17 protein-coding genes are annotated in these 20,763 nt (G+C 32.6%); 9 read left to right on the forward strand and 8 right to left on the reverse strand.

From position 1 onward, the window contains the following. Positions 1 to 3: 3 nt before the first annotated feature. The 4 genes from NMK29_RS02350 (at position 4) to NMK29_RS02365 (ending at position 6,182) form a co-directional block, all read left to right on the forward strand. Entirely contained in the window at positions 4 to 1,374 is a 1,371-nt protein-coding gene (locus NMK29_RS02350) for a fasciclin domain-containing protein (protein WP_027392513.1), read from the forward strand. Between the two features lie 166 nt (positions 1,375 to 1,540). After that, positions 1,541 to 3,721, forward strand: a complete 2,181-nt coding sequence (locus tag NMK29_RS02355) for a fasciclin domain-containing protein (protein WP_254097129.1) — start codon at positions 1,541 to 1,543, stop codon at positions 3,719 to 3,721. 211 nt (positions 3,722 to 3,932) lie between these two features. After that, the gene (gene ffh / locus NMK29_RS02360; RefSeq protein WP_027392512.1) at positions 3,933 to 5,261 is read left to right on the forward strand and encodes a signal recognition particle protein; all 1,329 of its coding nucleotides are present in this window, start codon (positions 3,933 to 3,935) and stop codon (positions 5,259 to 5,261) included. A 36-nt stretch (positions 5,262 to 5,297) separates the two neighbouring features. After that, positions 5,298 to 6,182 carry a bifunctional 5,10-methylenetetrahydrofolate dehydrogenase/5,10-methenyltetrahydrofolate cyclohydrolase gene (locus NMK29_RS02365; RefSeq protein ID WP_108803962.1) on the forward strand — a complete coding sequence of 295 codons (885 nt, stop codon included), beginning with the start codon at positions 5,298 to 5,300 and terminating at the stop codon, positions 6,180 to 6,182. A gap of 456 nt (positions 6,183 to 6,638) precedes the next feature. Here NMK29_RS02365 and NMK29_RS02370 read toward each other — a convergent pair whose 3' ends face one another. The 3 genes from NMK29_RS02370 to rho all read right to left on the reverse strand — a co-directional run bounded on the left by NMK29_RS02370 (position 6,639) and on the right by rho (position 11,218). Further along, a complete protein-coding gene (locus NMK29_RS02370; protein WP_159092258.1) occupies positions 6,639 to 7,799 on the reverse strand; it encodes an SH3 domain-containing protein in 1,161 nt (386 codons plus the stop codon). Between the two features lie 904 nt (positions 7,800 to 8,703). Continuing rightward, on the reverse strand, positions 8,704 to 9,375 hold the full coding sequence (gene msrA, locus NMK29_RS02375) for a peptide-methionine (S)-S-oxide reductase MsrA (protein WP_108803964.1): 672 nt from the start codon (positions 9,373 to 9,375) through the stop codon (positions 8,704 to 8,706). Between the two features lie 169 nt (positions 9,376 to 9,544). After that, complete coding sequence (gene rho / locus NMK29_RS02380) at positions 9,545 to 11,218, reverse strand: transcription termination factor Rho (RefSeq protein ID WP_108803965.1); 1,674 nt, start codon at positions 11,216 to 11,218, stop codon at positions 9,545 to 9,547. A gap of 200 nt (positions 11,219 to 11,418) precedes the next feature. On the opposite strand from rho, the gene NMK29_RS02385 reads away from it, so the two are divergent. After that, a complete protein-coding gene (locus NMK29_RS02385; RefSeq protein ID WP_108803966.1) occupies positions 11,419 to 11,829 on the forward strand; it encodes a DUF4293 domain-containing protein in 411 nt (136 codons plus the stop codon). Positions 11,830 to 11,886: 57 nt separating this feature from the next. Here NMK29_RS02385 and NMK29_RS02390 read toward each other — a convergent pair whose 3' ends face one another. Next, complete coding sequence (locus NMK29_RS02390) at positions 11,887 to 12,381, reverse strand: metallophosphoesterase (protein ID WP_108803967.1); 495 nt, start codon at positions 12,379 to 12,381, stop codon at positions 11,887 to 11,889. A gap of 118 nt (positions 12,382 to 12,499) precedes the next feature. Between NMK29_RS02390 and truA the strand changes: the two genes are divergently transcribed. Next, positions 12,500 to 13,249, forward strand: a complete 750-nt coding sequence (truA, locus tag NMK29_RS02395) for a tRNA pseudouridine(38-40) synthase TruA (RefSeq protein WP_108803968.1) — start codon at positions 12,500 to 12,502, stop codon at positions 13,247 to 13,249. Further along, positions 13,249 to 15,015 carry an ABC transporter ATP-binding protein gene (locus NMK29_RS02400; RefSeq protein ID WP_254097131.1) on the forward strand — a complete coding sequence of 589 codons (1,767 nt, stop codon included), beginning with the start codon at positions 13,249 to 13,251 and terminating at the stop codon, positions 15,013 to 15,015. Before truA ends, NMK29_RS02400 begins: the two co-directional genes overlap by 1 nt. Here NMK29_RS02400 and NMK29_RS02405 read toward each other — a convergent pair. The 4 genes from NMK29_RS02405 to folP all read right to left on the reverse strand — a co-directional run bounded on the left by NMK29_RS02405 (position 15,012) and on the right by folP (position 18,308). Further along, positions 15,012 to 15,788 carry a DUF3667 domain-containing protein gene (locus NMK29_RS02405; RefSeq protein ID WP_108803970.1) on the reverse strand — a complete coding sequence of 259 codons (777 nt, stop codon included), beginning with the start codon at positions 15,786 to 15,788 and terminating at the stop codon, positions 15,012 to 15,014. The two genes, NMK29_RS02400 and NMK29_RS02405, sit on opposite strands and share 4 nt — an antisense overlap. Before the next feature lie 39 nt (positions 15,789 to 15,827). Next, entirely contained in the window at positions 15,828 to 16,622 is a 795-nt protein-coding gene (locus NMK29_RS02410; protein ID WP_108803971.1) for a DUF3667 domain-containing protein, read from the reverse strand. Further along, on the reverse strand, positions 16,622 to 17,398 hold the full coding sequence (locus tag NMK29_RS02415) for a diadenylate cyclase (protein WP_108803972.1): 777 nt from the start codon (positions 17,396 to 17,398) through the stop codon (positions 16,622 to 16,624). The genes NMK29_RS02410 and NMK29_RS02415 overlap by 1 nt, the downstream gene beginning before the upstream one ends. Positions 17,399 to 17,477: 79 nt before the next feature. After that, positions 17,478 to 18,308: a dihydropteroate synthase gene (folP, locus tag NMK29_RS02420; protein ID WP_108803973.1), complete on the reverse strand. Its 831-nt coding sequence runs from the start codon at positions 18,306 to 18,308 to the stop codon at positions 17,478 to 17,480. 83 nt (positions 18,309 to 18,391) lie between these two features. On the opposite strand from folP, the gene NMK29_RS02425 reads away from it, so the two are divergent. Together NMK29_RS02425 and NMK29_RS02430 are read left to right on the forward strand one after the other, a co-directional pair. Then, positions 18,392 to 18,934 (forward strand): DUF1599 domain-containing protein, encoded by a 543-nt coding sequence (locus NMK29_RS02425; RefSeq protein WP_108803974.1) that lies wholly within the window; start codon positions 18,392 to 18,394, stop codon positions 18,932 to 18,934. An 87-nt stretch (positions 18,935 to 19,021) separates the two neighbouring features. Next, positions 19,022 to 20,761: a BT_3928 family protein gene (locus NMK29_RS02430; RefSeq protein ID WP_234424285.1), complete on the forward strand. Its 1,740-nt coding sequence runs from the start codon at positions 19,022 to 19,024 to the stop codon at positions 20,759 to 20,761. Positions 20,762 to 20,763: the final 2 nt, after the last annotated feature.

A 20,763-nucleotide genomic window follows, 5' to 3' on the forward strand; every position in this document is an offset into this window, starting at 1 on the left:
AACATGAAAAATTTCTTCAAAAAAGCTTTTTTAGCATTCTGTATTATTTCAATTGCTTCTTGTAGTGATGACGACGATACTACATTTATCCCCGATGCAATGACAATAGCTGATTTTGTTGCAGATAATGCGGATTATAGCTCTTTATTAGCTGCATTGGAAAGAACAGATTTAGACGTAACATTAAATGGGAATGGTAATTTTACTGTATTTGCACCTAACAACGCTGCATTTACTGAATTCTTAGATGGAACACCATTAGAAGATGTGCCTGTTGAAACGTTAGAGCAAATTTTATTAAACCACGTTTTAGGAACTACGCAAGCTTCTACTAGTCTAACAACAGGTTATGTGAAGAATTTAGCTACAGAATCTAATTCTAATACTAATATCAGCATGTATATTAATACAGCAAATGGTGTAGTAATAAATGGGGAGTCTACTGTAACAACTCCAGATATAATGACAGATAATGGTATTATACACGCAGTGGATAAAGTAATTCCATTGCCTACGATGCTTACTTTTGTGACAGCTGATAGTAATTTCTCTTCACTTGCTGGAGCAGCAACTACACCTGGTTTTGACACGGATTTTGTAGCTGTATTAAGTGGTGCAGATAGTAATTTAACATTACTGGCGCCTGATAACGATGCATTCACAGATTTAGGAGATATTTCTGGATTATCAACTGCTGCATTAGAGCAGGTCTTATTAAATCACGTAATTGCTGGAACAAATATTTCGACTGCTCTTACTACTAGTTATAATAATACATTAGCTACCTACGGTGATACTATGGATAACTTAAGTATTTATATAAATACTGAAAGTGGAGTTTCTTTTAATGGTATATCCGATGTTAGTGAAGCAGATATTGTTGCTTCTAATGGAGTAATTCATAAGGTGGACGCTGTAATTACGCTACCAACAGTGGTTACTTTTGCTACAGCTGATGCAACTTTTAGTAATCTTGTAGCGGCTCTTACCAGAGATGATCAATTAGATGAAAATTATGTTTCTATATTGAGTACAGAAAATGGAACATCTCCTGCACCTTTTACTGTGTTTGCTCCAACAGATGATGCATTTGCTAGCCTTTTAACAGAACTTGGAGCAGCTTCCTTAGCTGATATAGAAGAAGCTACATTAACGGCTACTTTAAATCTTCATGTTGTAGCAGAAGCAAATGTTAGAGAAGAAAATTTAATGACTGGTACAGTAACTACATTAGGAGGAGATATTACTGCTGATGCAACAAATGCAACATTAACAGATGTTAATGATAGAGTAAGTAATATTATTGTTACCAATGTTCAGGCTGCTAATGGTGTAATCCATGCGATTGATAAGGTAATTCTTCCTGCACTATAAGAAGAAATTAACTAGAACAGTAAACTAAAATATATAGTGCACTGCACCTCTAGATTATAATTCCCCCGAAAGGGCATTTAGATATTGAATCCCCCTATTAATTCAGGACTAAATGCCCTTTTTTCTCACACATATTTTAAATATTAACTAATTTAAATTCAAACTCATGAAAACGCTAATCAAAAGATTAACGGTACCATTTTTGTGCCTTATTTTAACGAACTTCATTATTTCTTGTCAAAATGATAATAATGAATTAGACCCCGAAAACCCTGATCAAATCGAATTTGAAGAGTCAAAAATTATTAGTTTTGACGAAGTTGAGGAAATGACTCAGAATATTATCGATGGTGAGTTGCTTGAACCCGTAAACGAAGATGAAGCTTTTGGCAGTTCTAAAGATTCTAGATTCGATATCAGTAGAGAACGACGAGTATATGATTTTTCTGCAACAGTTAATAGTGGAACCGGAGCAGGAACAGATATTACAGGTAAACTTCGCTTAAACTTCACCTTATATCACGCTAGCTTTACAATCGTTCGAGGAAATTTGGTATTACCCGATGGGACTAAAGCTAGGACTAGAGGAGCTATTGTAAGTGACGGAATTGTTTATTTAATAATTGACCCTCCTGGTAGAAATTTGATTTTTGGAATTGGAAGAGTAGATGAAGAAGGTGATCTAGAAGGACACTTTAGAATTTTTGGAAATGGGATAGGAAGAGGAGATTGGAATGCTGAACTAGTTAAAACTATTTTCCCTGATAAAACGATTGTGGATTTAATTGTAGAAGATGGTAGATTCACATCTTTAGTTGGGGCTTTACAGGCCACAGATTTAGTAGCTCCTTTGTCCGGAGAAGGCCCGTTCACAGTTTTTGCACCTACAGATGAGGCATTTGCAGCATTAGATGAAGTTCCGGAGTTAGAAGTATTAAAACAGGTACTGTTGTATCATGTAGCAAGTGGAAGGTTTAATACACCAAGATTGTTGAGAGAAGAAATGATAGAAACATTACAAGGTGAAAATGTTAAAGTAAGTCTTGATGAAAACAATGAAATTGTTATAAATGACACTGTTAAGTTGCTTTCTGCAAATATTGGTGGTTCTAATGGAGTAATCCAAATCATAGATGCAGTATTAATACCACCATCTTTTCAGCCTTTACCATCAATTGTAGAAATAGCTGTCGCAACTCCAGAGCTTTCTACGTTAGTAGGAGCATTGCAATCTGCTAATTTAGTAGATACATTAAACGGAGAAGGACCTTTTACAGTATTTGCACCAACTAATGATGCATTTGCTGCTTTGGATGCTATTCCTGATGGAGATGCTCTAACGGAGGTGCTTTTGTATCATGTAGCAGCTGGAAGATTTACTGCAGAAGAGTTAATTGCAGGGCAAACAGTTACTACAGTACAAGGAGATGAAGTAACCATTGAAATGATTAATGGAGAGGTGTTTTTAAATGGTACAATAAAAGTGATTTTAGCAGATATTCAAGCATCTAATGGTGTTGTACACGTAATTGATGGAGTGTTACTTCCACCTGCTGATCTTCAGTCGATTGTAGAAATAGCTGTCGCAACTCCAGAGCTTTCTACTTTAGTAGGAGCATTGCAATCTGCTAATTTAGTAGATACATTAAATGGAGAAGGACCTTTTACAGTATTTGCACCAACTAATGGTGCATTTGCTGCTTTGGATGCTATTCCTGATGGAGATGCTCTAACGGAGGTGCTTTTGTATCATGTAGCAGCTGGAAGATTTACTGCAGAAGAGTTAATTGCAGGGCAAACAGTTACTACGGTACAAGGAGATGAAGTAACCATTGAAATGATTAATGGAGAGGTGTTTTTAAATGGTACAATAAAAGTGATTTTAGCAGATATTCAAGCATCTAATGGTGTTGTACATGTAATTGATGGAGTGTTACTTCCACCTGCTGATCTTCAATCTATTGTAGAAATAGCTGTTGCTACTCCAGAGCTTTCTACGTTAGTGGGAGCATTACAAGCGGCTAATTTGGTAGATACATTAAACGGAGAAGGACCTTTTACAGTATTTGCGCCAACTAATGCTGCTTTTGCTGCTTTAGATGCTATTCCTGGAGGAGAAGCATTAACCGAAGTGTTGTTGTATCACGTGGCAGCAGGTAAATTTACCGCCGATGATTTGCTAACAAGACAGATAGTTACTACTGTTCAAGGAGATGAAGTAACTATTGAGATGATCGAGGGGCAGGTGTTTTTAAATGAAATTATTAGAGTTGATATTGCAAATATCGAAGCATCTAATGGTATCATACATGTAATTAATGGAGTATTAATTCCTCCATCTTTATAAAGGACAGAACTTGAATTAGCCAAAGAATAATGTCCTGAGAGCTATTAGAAAGAACATAAAGTATCTTTCTAATAGCTTTTTTATTTGAACTAAATTTCTTTTTCGATATTTATAATTCTGTTATAACCATTCTTTATTAATACACTTCAAATCATTAAATTTGCACCTGTCTACTAAAAAAGTAGATTTTTTCAAAACCTGAAGAAAGCATATGTTTGATAATTTAAGTGATAAGTTAGATAAGGCGTTACATATTCTTAAAGGCCACGGTCAAATTACAGAAGTAAATGTTGCTGAGACACTTAAGGAAGTTCGTAGAGCGTTGGTTGATGCCGATGTTAATTATAAAATTGCCAAAGATTTTACAGCTACTGTAAAGGAAAAAGCGTTAGGTCAAAATGTACTTAAAAGTTTAAAACCTGGTCAATTAATGGTAAAACTTGTAAAAGACGAGTTAACCGAATTGATGGGAGGAGAAGTTGCTGGTGTTAATCTTTCTGGCAATCCTTCAGTGGTTTTAATGTCGGGATTACAAGGATCTGGTAAAACTACGTTTTCTGGAAAATTAGCAAACTTTCTAAAGAATAAAAAAACTAAGAAACCACTTTTAGTTGCCTGTGATGTATATCGACCGGCGGCTATTGATCAGTTACACGTTGTTGGAGAACAAATAAACGTTGAGGTTTTTAGTGATAGAGGAAATAATGATCCTGTTGCTATTGCTAAGGCAGGTGTTGCCCATGCTAAAGCGAATGGATTTAATGTAGTGATTATAGATACAGCTGGTCGTCTAGCTGTTGATGAAGTCATGATGACTGAGATTGCTAATATTCATAAAGCTGTTACTCCTAACGAAACTTTATTTGTTGTAGATTCTATGACCGGTCAAGATGCGGTTAATACTGCCAAAGCATTTAATGATGTATTAAACTTTGATGGTGTTATTCTTACCAAATTAGATGGAGATACTAGAGGTGGAGCAGCAATTTCTATTAAATCAGTTGTTAATAAGCCAATAAAATTTATTGGTACAGGAGAAAAGATGGAGGCAATTGATGTATTCTATCCTTCTCGTATGGCGGATCGTATCTTAGGAATGGGAGATGTTGTGTCTCTTGTAGAACGAGCTCAAGAACAATTTGATGAAGAAGAGGCCAGAAAATTACAGAAAAAAATTGCCAAAAATCAATTTGGTTTTGATGACTTCTTAAAACAAATTCAACAGGTTAAGAAGATGGGTAATATGAAGGACCTAGTTGGAATGATTCCTGGAGCTGGCAAAATGATGAAGAATGTTGATATTGATGATGATGCTTTTAAACATATAGAAGCAATTATCCATTCTATGACTCCAGCAGAGCGAACAAAACCTCAGATTATTAATGCAAGTAGAAAAAAACGCATTGGTAAAGGATCTGGAACTTCTGTGCAGCAGGTTAATCAATTACTCAAGCAGTTTGATCAGATGAGTAAAATGATGAAAATGATGCAAGGTGGCGGCGGAAAGCGAATGATGCAGATGATGGGTAAAATGAAATAATATATAATTAAATTAACAATAGAGTAGGGGCTCAATATGGAAGTTTTAGACGGTAAAAAAGTAAGTAACGATATTAAAAATGAAATCGCTGACGAGGTTCAAAAGATGAAAGATCGTGGCGAAAAGGTTCCGCATTTAGCAGCTGTATTAGTTGGAAATGATGGCGCCAGTCTTACTTATGTCGGGAGTAAGGTAAAGGCATGCGAAAGAATAGGTTTTGAATCTACTTTAGTGAAAATGCCAAGTACCACAAGTGAAGTTGAATTGTTAGCTAAAATTAAAGAATTAAACGAAGATTCTAATATTGACGGGTTTATAGTTCAGTTACCACTACCGCCACAAATTGACACTCAAAAAGTATTATTGGCTGTAGATCCAGATAAAGATGTGGATGGATTTCATCCAATGAATTTTGGGAAAATGGCTTTGGATATGTCTACTTTTATTCCAGCCACACCATTTGGAATTTTAGAACTTTTGGAACGTTATAATGTTGATACAAAAGGGAAACATACCGTAGTTATAGGCAGAAGCCATATAGTAGGAAGGCCAATGAGTATTTTGATGGGAAGAAAAGGCTGGCCAGGTAATTCTACAGTGACATTAACGCATAGTCATACAAAAAATATTACACAGATTATTTCCCAAGCAGATATTGTTATATCAGCGTTAGGTGTTCCTAATTTTCTTAAAGCAGAAATGGTAAAAGATGATGCTGTAATTATTGATGTAGGTATTACTAGAGTTACTGATGATTCTAGGGAAAGAGGATATAGAATTGTAGGGGATGTAGATTTCGAAAATGTTAGTAAAAAAGCTTCTTTTATTACCCCAGTTCCAGGAGGAGTAGGTCCGATGACTATTGCAATGCTTCTTAAAAATACATTGTTAGCTAGAGAGAGGCATCGTAATAACGGGTAAAGTATAATTTTTAGGATGATGATATCCAATAATAAGGTAGGTTTTAATAATCTATTTTAAAGAATATATAATTAAGTAAAAGCTTTGAGGTTTTAAAACCTCAAAGCTTTTTTGTTATAACGAATTTGCTAAACATTATAAACTGATCTTTTTTAGAGAGTTCAATACTTCTAGTGCTTGCATCGTCGATAAAATGCAAATAGTTTGGAAATCATAAACCGTTGAACATTCTACTGTCAACGGCTTTTCCTAGTATTTATTTGCCCTGTTTTTTTATACGATTGTGTAACGCAAATAATCTATGCTTATACTTAAATATATTTAATACAATATTAAATTAATTCAAAATAAAAAAGCGCCTTGAATAAAGGCGCTTTTTTTTATTTTACATTTATTATTGGTGATAATAAAATATGTATATTTTTATTTTAATAGTTTACTGTTCGCGTAGTACTATTAAAAAGAGTTGAAAGAACTAGCATCAATGTTATCTTGATCTTCTACATCATTGTATAAAGTTCCATTCGCTTGAAGATCTAAAGAAAGACTATAAGATGGTACATTAATTCCTTCATCCGTCTTGATTGTGTTGAAATCTAAGATATCTTGTCCTTTTTCATACAAAGCATTTTTTGTAAAAGTACCTTGCTTCTTTCCATTCTTGCTAGGAGACTCTCTCCATTCTTTTCCATAAGCAATCACACAATAGTACTCTCCTTCAGGAATATTTCTAATGAATTGAGTTTGGTTACTATTAATGTATACAATTCTTATTGTCTCATCATCTTTTGCAGTTTTACCCATTTTAACAAGTTTAACTACAACTTCTGTGTTCTTACCTACTTCTACTTTTAAATAGTTGTCTAATTTGTATTCAAATTTTCCTTTGAAATTAAATGACTTAGGAGTAGCTCCTGACTTATATGTTTTCTTTTCCCAACTAGAATATTTATTTTCTCTAGTCACTTTAGTTGGTGCAGCAGCTGCTCTTGTTCCAGCATTACTGCCACCAGAAGCTGTTTTAGATTCTATAGGCGTGTATGCAGTCTCTGTAGATCCTAAAGTTCTTTTGTTCGCTTCTTCTAATGCTTTTTGAGTCTCAGCTAATTCAGCTAATCTTCTTCTTTCTGCAGCAGACTGATTTTCTTTTGCAGCACGAGCGGCAGCTTCTGCTACAGCAGCATCAGCTTCTGCTTGTCTTGTTAGTCTTTCAGCTTCAGCAATTGCTTTTCTTGCAGCTTCGGCAGCGGCAATTTTAGCTTGTTCTGCTTTTCTAATTGCTTCTTCTGCAGCAAGTCTAGCAGCATTTCTTCTAGCTTCAGCAGCTTTTGCAGCTCTTTCAGCTTCTGCGATACTACTATCTTCTGCTAGTAATTTTGTTTGTACAAAACCGTTTCCGTTTTTGTATTGTACTGTACTCCAGTCTCCATAACCAGAACTAATAACATATACTTGGGTTCCCTGAGGGATCTCCCCAATAATGTCGAAATTTGCTCCTGGTCCAGTTCTTAATTCTAATTTGGCGGTGGACATTAAATAGCGATCCAGCGACTTTATTTGAGCGAAAGTCGAGGAAGTCATCACCAATAGCAAAATAAATGTAAAAATTGATTTCATAATCTTTCTGTGTTTACATAATTAAAATTCAAAAATAAAGCAGATTAGGGTTCTTTAATCTTAAGACGTTAATCTTTAGTTGCTTTTTTTATACTCTTTTAAATAATTTTTTAAAAGTTATTGTTCAAAAATCCGTTCTCAAAAAACATGCCAAACTATTTTTAATGACATTTCTAAATTGTTAACAAAAGTTGCCTTCGTGTTAAAAAAAGTAGATTTTTAAAGAACATTTACAAGCTTAAGTTGTTGTCTTTCAGTTAATTAAACATGTTTTCCTTGAGTACAAGTTTAAACTTATTTATTAATCAGCTGAGTTGAAAACTCTTAAACTATAAACAAAAGTAAGTTATTAATATGAAAAACACAACTTGTTTTGACTTTATTTGCATAAAAATCTACTTTTTTTTTAATCGATTTGTGTTTTTCAACGATTATTTTGTGTATTACAACTGATTTACGCCGTGTTTATTGGGCTTGAAGTCGGTGAGCGATTTTTTAGTTTTTTTAAAATTTATTTTTACTTTTTTTATCAATGGATTATTAGTGATTGGATTTTATTTTTCACAATACTTTAACATTTTTAATTATGCGTGCATAGTATATTTCTGTGCTTTTAAATAAATATTATTCTTCTTGGTAGCCTTATCTTTTTGATATTAAGTAGTTTGAGTTTTTTATTTCTTTGTTTTGTTTTAGATTTTCAGATATTTCAGTTTATTATATTAGGCATTTTATTTTAAGATTAACATGGCTAATATTCTATTGGAAAATTCACTTATTTACGTTGTTTTAAGAGTGAGTTTTACTTCCGTCAGAAATAGATGACCGTTTTTATGGTGTAAGATTTTAGTGAGAATACGATTCTTGTTTAAAAGAATTTGCTACTAATCATTTAGAAAACGATTTAGTGGTTTTCTTTGATTAATTCAGGAATTTTTTTTTGAAAACGTTTTAGCCTAGGTTTAGATACATTCTGAATATACCTATTATATGGATTTCTTTTTTCATAATCTTGGTGATAATCTTCTGCTTTCCAAAATTTTTGAAATGGAGTTACTTCTGCTGCGATTTGTCTATTTAAGCTTTTGCTAAGAAAGTTTTTCTTTTTTTGAATTATATTTTTTTGTTCATCATTTTGATAAAATATAATTGATCTGTACTGAGATCCGTGATCTGGGCCTTGGCCGTTTATTTGTGTTGGATTTTGGGAGCCAAAATAAACGTCAACTAGTGATGAAAAAGAAATTATTTTTGGATCATATAAAACTTCTACAGCTTCTGCGTGCCCTGTACGTCCTGTATTGCTCGATTCATAGGTGGGATTTTTGGTATGTCCTCCAGAGTATCCAGAGACTACTTCTTGTACGCCAATAACGCTTTCATATACTGCTTCTACGCACCAAAAACATCCGCTAGCGAAATATGCACGTTCTAATCCATTAATTGGTTCGGTTTGGATAGCTTTTATGTTTTGATTTTGAGTGGTATTACTAGTTTGGTTATTATTTTGACTATTACCTTGGCAACTAGTTAGTAAAGTAGAAATGGTGAGTATGCTATATATTAAGGTCTTCATAATTTTTTTTTATAATAGTCTTTGTTTGTTGTTAAACCTTTCAGTGTTTAATCTTTATTGCAAAATTACATAGATGTGCTGATTATGATCCTTAAAAAAACTGTAAATAAAAAAAATGGCTGTCACTAAAATGACAGCCATTTTTTACATTATATATATAAGGTATGTTTTATCCGTTCATGGAAATCAAGAATTCATCATTGTTCCTTGTTTGTTTAAAACGTTCATTGATAAATTCCATAGCTTCTACAGGATTCATATCTGCTAGGTATTTTCTCATTACCCACATCCTTTGTATTGTGTTTTCGTCTAATAATATGTCATCTCTACGTGTACTTGACGATGTAAGATCAATAGCAGGGAAAATTCTACGATTGGATATTTTACGATCCAATTGTAGTTCCATATTACCAGTTCCTTTGAATTCTTCAAAGATAACTTCGTCCATTTTGGAACCAGTTTCGGTTAAAGCTGTTGCTATGATGGTAAGTGATCCACCATTTTCTATATTACGAGCCGCACCAAAAAATCGTTTAGGCTTATGTAACGCATTTGCATCAACACCACCACTAAGAATTTTACCAGAAGCTGGTTGCACAGTGTTGTATGCTCTAGCTAAACGGGTAATAGAGTCTAGTAGTATTACTACATCATGGCCACACTCTACTAGTCTTTTTGCTTTTTCTAATACAATGTTAGCAATTTTTACATGCTCGTGAGCTTCCTTGTCAAATGTTGATGCTATAACTTCCCCGCGAACATTACGCTGCATATCGGTAACTTCTTCAGGTCGTTCATCAATCAGTAATATCATTTGGTATACTTCAGGATGGTTAGCTGCAATTGCATTTGCTACATCCTTTAGTAGCATTGTTTTACCTGTTTTTGGTTGAGAAACAATCATACCACGTTGTCCTTTACCAATAGGAGAAAACAAATCCATTATTCGTGTTGATATAGTGCTTTGTCTTTCTGCTAATTTAAATTTCTCTTGAGGGAAAAGTGGTGTTAGGTGTTCAAAAGAAACTCTGTCTCTTACTACTTGAGGATCAAGACCGTTAATTTTATTTACCTTTATTAGAGGGAAATATTTTTCACCTTCTTTAGGCGGTCTTACTTGTCCAAGAACTGTGTCACCAGTTTTAAGTCCAAATAGTCGAATTTGTGATTGTGAAACGTATATGTCATCAGGAGAAGAGAGGTAATTGTAATCACTAGATCTTAAAAAACCATAACCATCTTGCATGATATCAAGTACTCCTTCGCTTTGGATGATTGCATCAAATTCGTAATCAGGTTCTTTGTAGCGATTTCTGTTGTCTCTGTTCCCGTTATCCCTATTTCCGTTATTATCTTTTTTATTATTGTTATTACGGTTTTTGTTTTGGGATTTATCGTTATTTCTATTGCGATTATCTTTTCTGTTATCGTCTTTTCGATCCTCTTTTTTCTCTTCCTGTTTTCTTTGAGGTTTTTTGTTTTCTTTGGCCTCTTTCACAGGTTGAGTATTCTCCTTAGGTTCTGGTTTAGCAGGACTACTTTTTTCTACAGGAGGATTTGTGTCTTTTTTGACTTGAGGATTTTGAGTGTTTGTAGTTTTGCGCGGTCTTCTTTGTCTTGGCGCTTGCTTAGATTGAGGTTTTTCGGTTTTCTTCTCTGTTTTGGCAGAAGAATCTTCTGTAATAACCTCTTTAACCTTGTTAGGGTTTGCTGCTTGGTAATCAAGTATTTGGTATACCAAGTCTAACTTTTTCATGGTGCGAAATTTAGGTACATTTAAACTTTTCGCAATTTCCTGTAGCTCAGGAAGCTTTTTTGCTTTTAATTCAGAAATCTCTAACATTTAAATTTGTTATATAATTTAAGGTTCTGGTATTAAATTTTCTAAAGAAGAATTCTAGGAAAATTTTATTTTGAAGGTAAGTAACCTAAATAGAATGGGTTACATAAATTGTGTTGCAAGTATACGACTTTATTTTTGATTTTTGCACATAATTATAAAAAGAAACTCTTATTTTTGCTTTTCCAAAAGCGTAAGGGGGAATGATACAAAGAATTCAATCAGTTTATTTGTTTTTAGTAGTTTTAATATCCGGTGGATTGTCTACTATTTTACCTTATGGGCTTAATGAAAATGGAGAGGAGTTATTACCTCAGGATAATCTTTTGGTTTTGGGGATGTTTGCTGGGGCAGCAATTTTGGCTTTAGTAAGTGTTTTTTTATTTAAGAATAGACAGCTTCAATTTGTTTTGGGGCGTATCAATATCTTATTAAACTTTATTTTACTAGGAGTATTTGTTTATTGGTCACTAACATTATCTGGAGAAACCTTGGTTTCGGAGAAAGGTATTGGGATGTTGATTCCTGTTATTTCTATCGTTTTATTAGTTGTAGCCAACAAGGCTATAAAAAAGGATGAAAATCTCGTAAAATCTGTAGATCGATTACGATAAACCTAAAATCTTAGTAGTATTAGTGCGTTAGGACCCGGAGTATGCCAACTTCGGGTCTTATTTTTTACCAAGCTCGATTACTTCAAGGTTTTCTATTTTTCCTTTACTTAATGTGAATCTTAACATGGTTCTTACTTTATGAAATCCATGTTTTCCGGCTGCTCCTGGATTCATATGTAATACGCCATTATTTTTGTCAGGAATCACTTTTAAAATATGCGAATGTCCGCATATAAATAATTTCGGTGGGTTAGTCTTTATTTCTTCTATCGTATTGCGATTGTATTTTGGGGGATATCCTCCAATATGAGTTATCCAAACAGAAACTTCTTCACAAGAAAATCGTTGATGTAGTGGAAAACAAATTCTTGCTTTGTCATCATCAATATTTCCATAAACAGCACGAAGTGGTTTAATAGCCTCAATTTTATCGGTTACTTTAAGGTCACCGATGTCTCCTGCATGCCAAACTTCATCTGCTTCTTTTACATAATGTAAAATACGATCGTCGATATAGCTATGCGTATCACTAAGTAAGAGTATTTTTTTCAAATTATTGAATAAGAAAGATTTATGATGTAATAAATAAACCGAAGTATTACAATATAATTCATCTCTATATTATAAAGTATATTTGCGGTTAGAATTAGGACAAAAATAGAATAAACCGTTGAGATATTTTTTAGAACTTTCATATAATGGAACACCTTATCATGGATGGCAACGACAACCTAATGCAATTTCGGTGCAGGAGGTTTTAGAAGATGCGTTATCATTACTGTTGAAATCTAAAATTGATATTGTAGGTGCTGGTAGGACAGATGCAGGTGTTCATGCAAAACAAATCATGGCACATTTTGATAGTAAGGATGAATTGAATGTTGTTAAATTTCGATATAAACTTAATTCTCTTCTTCCTAAGGAGATTGCAATAAAAGAAGTGAGTTTGGTAGGTGATGATGCGCACGCTAGATTTGACGCGATAAGTAGATCTTATGAGTATTTTGTAACATTGTATAAAGACCCTTTTAGTATAAATAGTGCTTATTATCTAAAGAAAGAGTTGGATGTTGATTTGATGAATGAAGCTGCTAAATTACTGTTAAACTATACGAGTTTTAAATGTTTTAGTAAGTCCAAAACCGATGTAAAAACGTATAATTGTACTATTACCCATGCTGTTTGGGAGATAAATGATAATAAATTAATTTTTAAGATTTCTGCGAATCGTTTTTTAAGAAATATGGTAAGAGCGATTGTCGGAACACTTATAGAGATAGGAGAGCATAAATTAAACCTAGAAGATTTAAAAAATATAATAAAAAGTGAGAATAGAAGTGAAGCTGGGTATTCTGTGCCAGCTCATGGTTTATATTTGACAGAAGTACAGTACCCAAAAACTATTTATCGTACAAAGTAATGGCTGAAAAAAGCGGAAAAGCATTTGATTTTAAGTTGTTTAGAAGATTGATTAGTTATACTAATCCTTATCGGTTTACATTTTATTTTGTGGCCTTATCTGCTATCTTATTATCAGCTTTTGCGGTATTAAGACCGCTCTTACTACAGAAAACAATTGATGAAAGTTTTATTCCTAAGGATGAAAAATTAATAGTTTTTTATATCAGCTTAATATTTGGAGTTTTACTATTGGAGGTTATTTTTCAATTTCTATTTATATATTTTGCTAATTGGCTAGGTCAAGAGGTGATTAGAGATGTTAGAGTTAAGCTTTTTGATCATATGTTAGGTTTTAAAAAGCAGTATTATGATAAGTCTGCGGTTGGTAGATTAGTAACTCGTGCAGTGAGTGATATAGAAACGATTGCCAGTATATTTAGTCAAGGACTTTTTATGATCATAAGTGACTTGTTAAAAATGGCGGTTATTCTTTGTTTTATGTTGTACTACAGTTGGCAACTTACCTTAATTGTTTTAGCAATTTTACCTTTTATAATTTTTGCTACCAGGGTTTTTCAAAGAAAAATGAAAACTGCTTTTGAAGAAGTAAGAACTCAAGTTTCTAATTTAAATTCTTTTGTACAGGAACGAATAACTGGAATGAAAATAGTTCAGCTTTTTACTAGAGAGAATATTGAATATGACAGTTTTAAAGAAATAAATGAAAAGCACAAAAAAGGCTGGATAAAAACCGTTTGGTATAATTCGATATTTTTTCCTATTGCAGAAATGTCTAGTTCGATCACTATAGGATTAATAGTTTGGTATGGAGGATTGAGAGCTGCACAAGGTGATGTGATTACCTTAGGTGTTGTAATTGCTTTTATTGAGTTATCTCAAATGCTTTTTAGGCCATTACGACAGATAGCGGATAAGTTTAATACGCTGCAGATGGGTATGGTTGCGGCAAATCGAGTATTTGCAGTATTGGATACACATTCTAAGATAAATGATTTAGGAACGATAGAACTTCAGAATATAGAAGGGAATATCGATTTTAATGATGTGCGTTTTAGTTATATAGAAGGAGAAGAAGTGTTAAAAGGAATCTCGTTTTCTGTTAATTCTGGAGAAACAGTTGCAATTGTAGGAGCCACTGGTGCAGGTAAATCGACAATTATCAATTTGCTAAATAGGTTTTATGAAATTGACGGAGGAGTTATTTCTATTGATAATAAACCTATTGATACCATTGATTTAAAATCTTTGCGAAGCCATATCGCTGTAGTCTTGCAAGATGTGTTTTTGTTTGCAGATACTATTTTTAATAATATAACGCTAAATAATACGAATATAACAGAGGATCAAGTTGTGAAAGCTGCTAAAGAAATAGGGATTCATGATTTTATAAGTAGCCTTCCTGGCGGTTATCATTATAATGTGAAGGAAAGAGGGGTAATGCTCTCTTCTGGTCAAAGGCAATTAATATCTTTTCTTAGAGCTTACGTTTCTAATCCTGGTGTTTTAGTTTTAGATGAAGCCACATCTTCTATAGATTCTCATAGCGAACAATTGATCCAGGACGCTACCGACAAGATTACAGAAGGTAGAACTTCTATTGTTATTGCTCACCGATTAGCAACTATTAAAAATGCTGATAAAATTATCGTTATGGATAGCGGTAAGATTGTAGAACAAGGAAACCATAATGAATTGTTAGAGGTTGAAAACGGTTACTACAAAAATCTTTATGATGTACAGTTTGCCGAAGTTCGAGAAGCTTAGTTAAGAAACCCGTATTCTTCAAGAAACTTTGTAGATAGAGCCATCGCAACTGCTAATCCGATAAAGATTAAAAGAATCAATAAGAATCCAATAAGTCCTTTTACGATAACCTTTATGTATTTAATTTTATATAAATTTTTGAATAAAAATGTTGCGTAAATAGCCTGAATCCCTAAAAAAACAAAGCTACTTTCTTCTATATAATCACCAAAACTAAACGAAATTAGATAAGGAATAAAAGTTAATATCGTAAGGTGTGCTATTAGGTATGTGTTTATTACGATATGTTCTGTGAAATTATACTTCTTATATTTTCTAAATATAAATCGAGATATAAACGAGTAAAAAGGTATTAATAAAAAATAACCAAGTGTAGGATATTTTTCTGTTACTTCTATGAAAAACTTCAATGTTTCTGATTGATCATCTAATTTTTCAGATTCTGACGCAATATTAAAAGCTTTTTCTTTTAAGAACGTTAATATAGTCGATAATGTAAGTGATAATAGAAAGTATGAAGGTAAATTAAGGTGTTTTTTTCTGACACCATTAATATAATCATCGATTACTAAGTGAGGTTTTATAGTAAGGTCTCTAATAGTTTTTATAAAAGTATTATCAACATTAAGATAAACTTCACTTATTTCGGTAAGTAAGTTTTTAAAGGTAATACGTTTTGTGATTTTTTTAGCGCCACAATTAGAGCAGAAATTAACATCTTTTATATTGTAACCACAGTTTTTGCAATTATTAATTGTAACAGTTTTGTTCATTATATACTGAGGTTTTTTTGGAGATATTAATTAAAACAATTAAATAGAAGAGTTTGCTTCTCCTTCCATAACACCTGTTTTCATCATTATTATTGCGACAATAATAGAGAAAATTACAAACAAAACGGACATAATTATAAAAAACAGCAAGGTCTTAATTAATATTTTTTTCAGATTTATCTCATAAAGACTTTTAAGTACATATGCTATATAAATAATGGAAACTGGGAATTGAATCCACAGAATTAGATATAAGTTTTTTGCAGTTAAGAGCAGAGGTAAGGTAATAAAACTTATAACCATAGTTATATGTGAGTACGCATATAAATAGATCACAAAATGTTCTGTAAGATTATATTTTTTATAGTTTATGAATACCAGTCGTGATATCAAAGCTAGAATCGGTATGGTTAAAAATGAGATCAGGGATTGATATTCAAACGAAAAATCCGAAGCTACTTTTGAGGCTTTAATTTGGTTGACATCTGTAAATACATTTGAGAAAATTACATCTTTATACTTGCTAAGAATAAAACTGTATAAACTTGCTATAGTAAGAGAAATAGCAAAGTAACTAAAAACATTTACATATCTTTTTCTTAGACCATGAATGAATCCGTCAATTACAGTATTCGGTTCAGTGAATAGATGTATGAATGTTCTTATAAATGAATTATCGAGATTAAGAAAGCGATCACTAAATTCTTGAGTTAGATTTTTAAATGTGATGCGTTTGGTTATTTTTTTAGCTCCGCAATCAGGACAAAAGGAGTAGTGATCAATCTGAAAACCACAATTTTTACAATGATTTATATTAGTTGGATAGTTGCTCATTATTGTAAATCCCTGGTTATTTTTTCAATCAATTCTTCAGGAGTTTTAAAAATTACAAACTCTCTATTTTTAACATAAGATATTTGACCTGTTTCTTCGCTTACTATAAGTGCTAGTGCGTCAGTTTTTTCTGTTATACCTATAGCCGCACGATGCCTTAATCCAAAACGTAAAGGGATGTCTCTGTCATTTGTTACAGGTAGAATGACACGAGTAGCTACGATTCTATTATCCTCTACAATCATAGCACCATCGTGTAATGGACTATTTTTATAAAAAATACTTTCTATAATCGGTGTTTTTACTAAAATATCTAGTTCATCACCAGAAGTTTTTACAAAATCCAATGAAGTATTTCTTTTAATTACGATTAATGCGCCAGTAAATGTAGTTCCCATTTTTTGACAGGCTTTCACAATGGAGCCTACGTCCGTAAGACTGTCTTCTGGAGTGTCTCTAATAAATTTTAGCTGTCTTAGAAATTTTCTTCGTCTTCCAAAATTTGTAGATCCAATCATTAATAAGAATTTTCTTATTTCTTGCTGAAAAACAACAATTAAAGCAAACATTCCCACACCAATAAACTCTCCTAAGACACTACTTAGCATTTCCATGGCTAGAAACTGCGTAAGCTTCCAAACCAAGTAAATCATTACGATACCTATAAAAATGTTAATTGCTGCTGTTCCCTTAACCAACTTATAGATATAGTATAGCAAGAGTGCCACGAGTACGATATCTAGGACATCTAATATTCTAAGGTTGATTAAATCCAAATGCGGTCTTTTTGTAAAAATAGAAAAATTAGTGAAACTCTGATTTGAAAAGCTTGAAAAAGCATCGTTTTAAAAAACTTTAAGTCTGTACTTTATATTTGTTCATTAGTGTAATACATTCCATAGCTTCTTTTACATCATGTACCCTTAAAATCGAAGCACCTTTTAGTAACGCAATAGTGTTTAAGGATGTTGTGCCATTTAAAGATTTAGATGGGTCAATTTTTAATGATTTGTAAATCATTGATTTTCTTGATACGCCTACTAGAATTGGTAACCCTTGGAGGTTGAATAAATCAAGTTTTTTTAGGAGCTCAAAGTTTTGATCGATATTTTTTGCAAAACCAAAACCAGGGTCGATAATAATATCGTTAATTCCTTCTTTTCTGGCTTCGATTATTTTTTTAGAAAAATAAAGCTGCACATCCTTAATCAGATTATCATATTGATTTAAAGATTTCATGGTTTGCGGCGTACCTTTCATATGCATCATAATATAAGGCACTTTGAGCTCTCCAACGGTTTTAATCATCTCTTTGTCTAGACTACCAGCAGAGATATCATTGATAATTGATGCACCAGCTTCTATACATTGTTTTGCAATTTTACTTCTAAAGGTATCAATCGATAAAATAATATTAGGAAACTTAGACAGAAGTAATGTAATTATTGGTAAAATTCTATTTTCTTCTTCTTCGATCGAAATATGATCTGCACCAGGTCTAGATGAATATGCTCCAAGATCTATAAAAGTAGCTCCTTCTCGCAGCATTTTTTCGGCTTGATGTAAAATCTGTGATTCGTCTTTATATTTTCCACCATCATAAAAAGAATCTGGTGTTAGATTTAAGATACCCATCACTTTTGGTGTAGAGAGATCGATTAAAGAACCTTTGCAATTAATAGTCATAGAAGAGTTTATACTATATTTTTAATGTTTATTTGGTATAATTGCCATATTAAAGCGAAATTTACGCAAAATTCAACAGTAATATGCAAGATACGTCAACACAATATGACGCGGTAATTAAGAAATGTCGTGATCTCTTCATCAACAAAATGAAAGATTACGGTAGCGCTTGGAGAATTCTAAGATTACCATCCCTTACAGATCAAATTTTTATTAAAGCGCAACGAATTAGAGGTTTGCAAGAGAATGCTGTAAGAAAAGTAGATGAGGGAGAGGTTTCTGAATTTATTGGAATCATAAATTATAGCCTTATGGCTTTAATACAGTTAGAAAAAGGAATTGCTGAACAGCCAGATTTGTCTACAGATACAGCTACAGAATTGTATGATAAACATATTGATATTACAAAAACATTAATGATGAATAAAAATCATGATTATGGAGAGGCTTGGCGTGATATGAGGGTTAGTTCACTTACTGACTTAATTATTCAAAAATTGTTAAGAGTAAAACAAATTGAAGATAATAAAGGTAAAACATTGGTTAGTGAAGGAATCGATGCGAATTATCAAGATATGATTAACTATGCAGTTTTTGCTATGATCCATTTAGGTGAAGCGAAATAATGCAGGTTTTATAAAATACTGTTAAACTAAAAGTAACAAGATGTAAACCTATTATCTTGTTCAAAATAAATTATAATTACTATTCTAATGATGAAAATACTTGTTGGTTTTTCCAGAATATTTGTAGCTGCTCTTTTCTTATTTTCAGGCTTTATTAAACTTAATGATCCTTTAGGATTCTCCTATAAACTACAAGAATATTTTAGCGAAGGTGTATTAAATATGGAGTTTTTGATTCCAATTGCTTTACTTATGGCAGTATTCCTTTGTATTTTTGAGATAATAGTTGGAATTACGTTGCTTTTAGGGTATTTGCCCAAGTTTACAGTTTGGTCATTATTGGGTATGATTGTCTTTTTTACATTTCTTACCTTTTATTCCGCATACTTTAATAAAGTTACTGATTGTGGATGTTTTGGAGATGCATTGCCATTAACACCTTGGGAATCTTTCACTAAAGATGTAATTCTATTGGTGTTTATTTTAATATTATTCTTTGGAAGAAAATACATAACGCCTATTCTACCTGAGGCTTCTCATAAGTGGATAGTATTTGTAAGTTTTACAGCCTGTTTAGCATTTGCTTATCAAGTATTAATGCATTTACCTACATTCGATTTTAGAGCATATAAAATAGGAACAAATATAGAAGAAGGAATGTCGGTTCCTGATGGAGCTCCAGAGGCAGAGTTTAAGTACTCTTGGAAGTTTGATGTAAATGGTAAAGAAGAAATTGTAACAACTAGTGGAGAATATCCGCAAGTTGATGGTAAGTATATTGGTGTAGAAACAGAAATGATTAATGAAGGATATATACCGCCTATCCATGATTTTGCTATTGAAAAAGATGGAGAGGATTATACAACAGAATTTTTAGAAAAAGAAAATGTTGTGCTTATTGTAATGTATAATTTGTCAAAAAGTGAAGGAGAAGGAATGAGCGTGATAAAAGGACTTACTGATAAAGCTATGACCCAAGGGTATGATGTAATAGGTCTTACAGCATCTTCTCCTCAAGAAGTTTCTCAGAAAAAACAACAGTATAATTTAAGTTTTGAGTTTTATAGTACTGATGAAACTGCTCTTAAAACAATTTTAAGATCAAATCCTGGAATAGTAAAATTAAATAAGGGAACCATTACTGAAAAACTGCATTGGAATGATGCTGATAAATTGGTTTTGGATAAAGTAGAACCGTCTAAACCCAAAATTAATGTAAAATTGAGATCTCAATTAGATAGTATTGCTAAACTAGACCAAAAGTTTAGAAGACTAATGCAAGCTAAGACAGTAGAGGAGCGAGATAGTATTGCTAAGTTAGTTGGAGCAACAGAAAAGGAAGTAACTACGGATCTATGGCAGCAACAGAGCGCAATAGATTCTTCAAATACAGTTTTTATAGAACAAGTTTTTAAAAAACACGGATATCCTGGTAAAAGTTTAGTGGGAGAACCGACCAATAAAACCGCTTGGTTTGTGATTCAGCATTCTAATAAAATAAATGAATACCTTCCATTGATTAAAAAAGCTGGAGAAGAAGATGAAATTCCTTTTAGGTTAGTAGCTATGATGGAAGACCGGCATCTAATGAGTATTGGTGAAGAACAAGTTTATGGTACTCAGGGAACGACATTAAATCATAATACAAATACACCGGTCAAGATTATTTGGCCGATAAAAGATGCTGAAAATGTTAATCAACGCCGAAAAGATGCTGGATATAATACTACAATAGAGGAATATGCTAAAAGATTATATGGAGATACTTTTGAATATAAAGTCTATACATTAGAAGAGGTCGAAAAGTTGAAAGAAAAGACAAATTAGTA

Origin of the sequence: Aquimarina sp. Aq107 (genome assembly GCF_943733665.1) — a bacterium.
Taxonomy (GTDB): Bacteria; Bacteroidota; Bacteroidia; order Flavobacteriales; family Flavobacteriaceae; genus Aquimarina.

Coding starts and splice junctions, on each gene's coding strand:
- NMK29_RS02350 (WP_027392513.1), top strand. CDS start 4: ATGAAAAATTTCTTCAAAAAAGCTTTTTTAGCATTCTGTATTATTTCA.
- msrA (WP_108803964.1), bottom strand. CDS start 9,375: ATGAAGACCTTAATATATAGCATACTCACCATTTCTACTTTACTAACT.
- NMK29_RS02400 (WP_254097131.1), top strand. CDS start 13,249: ATGGCTGAAAAAAGCGGAAAAGCATTTGATTTTAAGTTGTTTAGAAGA.
- folP (WP_108803973.1), bottom strand. CDS start 18,308: ATGACTATTAATTGCAAAGGTTCTTTAATCGATCTCTCTACACCAAAA.
- rho (WP_108803965.1), bottom strand. CDS start 11,218: ATGTTAGAGATTTCTGAATTAAAAGCAAAAAAGCTTCCTGAGCTACAG.
- NMK29_RS02405 (WP_108803970.1), bottom strand. CDS start 15,788: ATGAACAAAACTGTTACAATTAATAATTGCAAAAACTGTGGTTACAAT.
- NMK29_RS02425 (WP_108803974.1), top strand. CDS start 18,392: ATGCAAGATACGTCAACACAATATGACGCGGTAATTAAGAAATGTCGT.
- NMK29_RS02410 (WP_108803971.1), bottom strand. CDS start 16,622: ATGAGCAACTATCCAACTAATATAAATCATTGTAAAAATTGTGGTTTT.
- NMK29_RS02365 (WP_108803962.1), top strand. CDS start 5,298: ATGGAAGTTTTAGACGGTAAAAAAGTAAGTAACGATATTAAAAATGAA.
- NMK29_RS02370 (WP_159092258.1), bottom strand. CDS start 7,799: ATGAAATCAATTTTTACATTTATTTTGCTATTGGTGATGACTTCCTCG.
- NMK29_RS02355 (WP_254097129.1), top strand. CDS start 1,541: ATGAAAACGCTAATCAAAAGATTAACGGTACCATTTTTGTGCCTTATT.
- NMK29_RS02385 (WP_108803966.1), top strand. CDS start 11,419: ATGATACAAAGAATTCAATCAGTTTATTTGTTTTTAGTAGTTTTAATA.
- ffh (WP_027392512.1), top strand. CDS start 3,933: ATGTTTGATAATTTAAGTGATAAGTTAGATAAGGCGTTACATATTCTT.
- NMK29_RS02430 (WP_234424285.1), top strand. CDS start 19,022: ATGATGAAAATACTTGTTGGTTTTTCCAGAATATTTGTAGCTGCTCTT.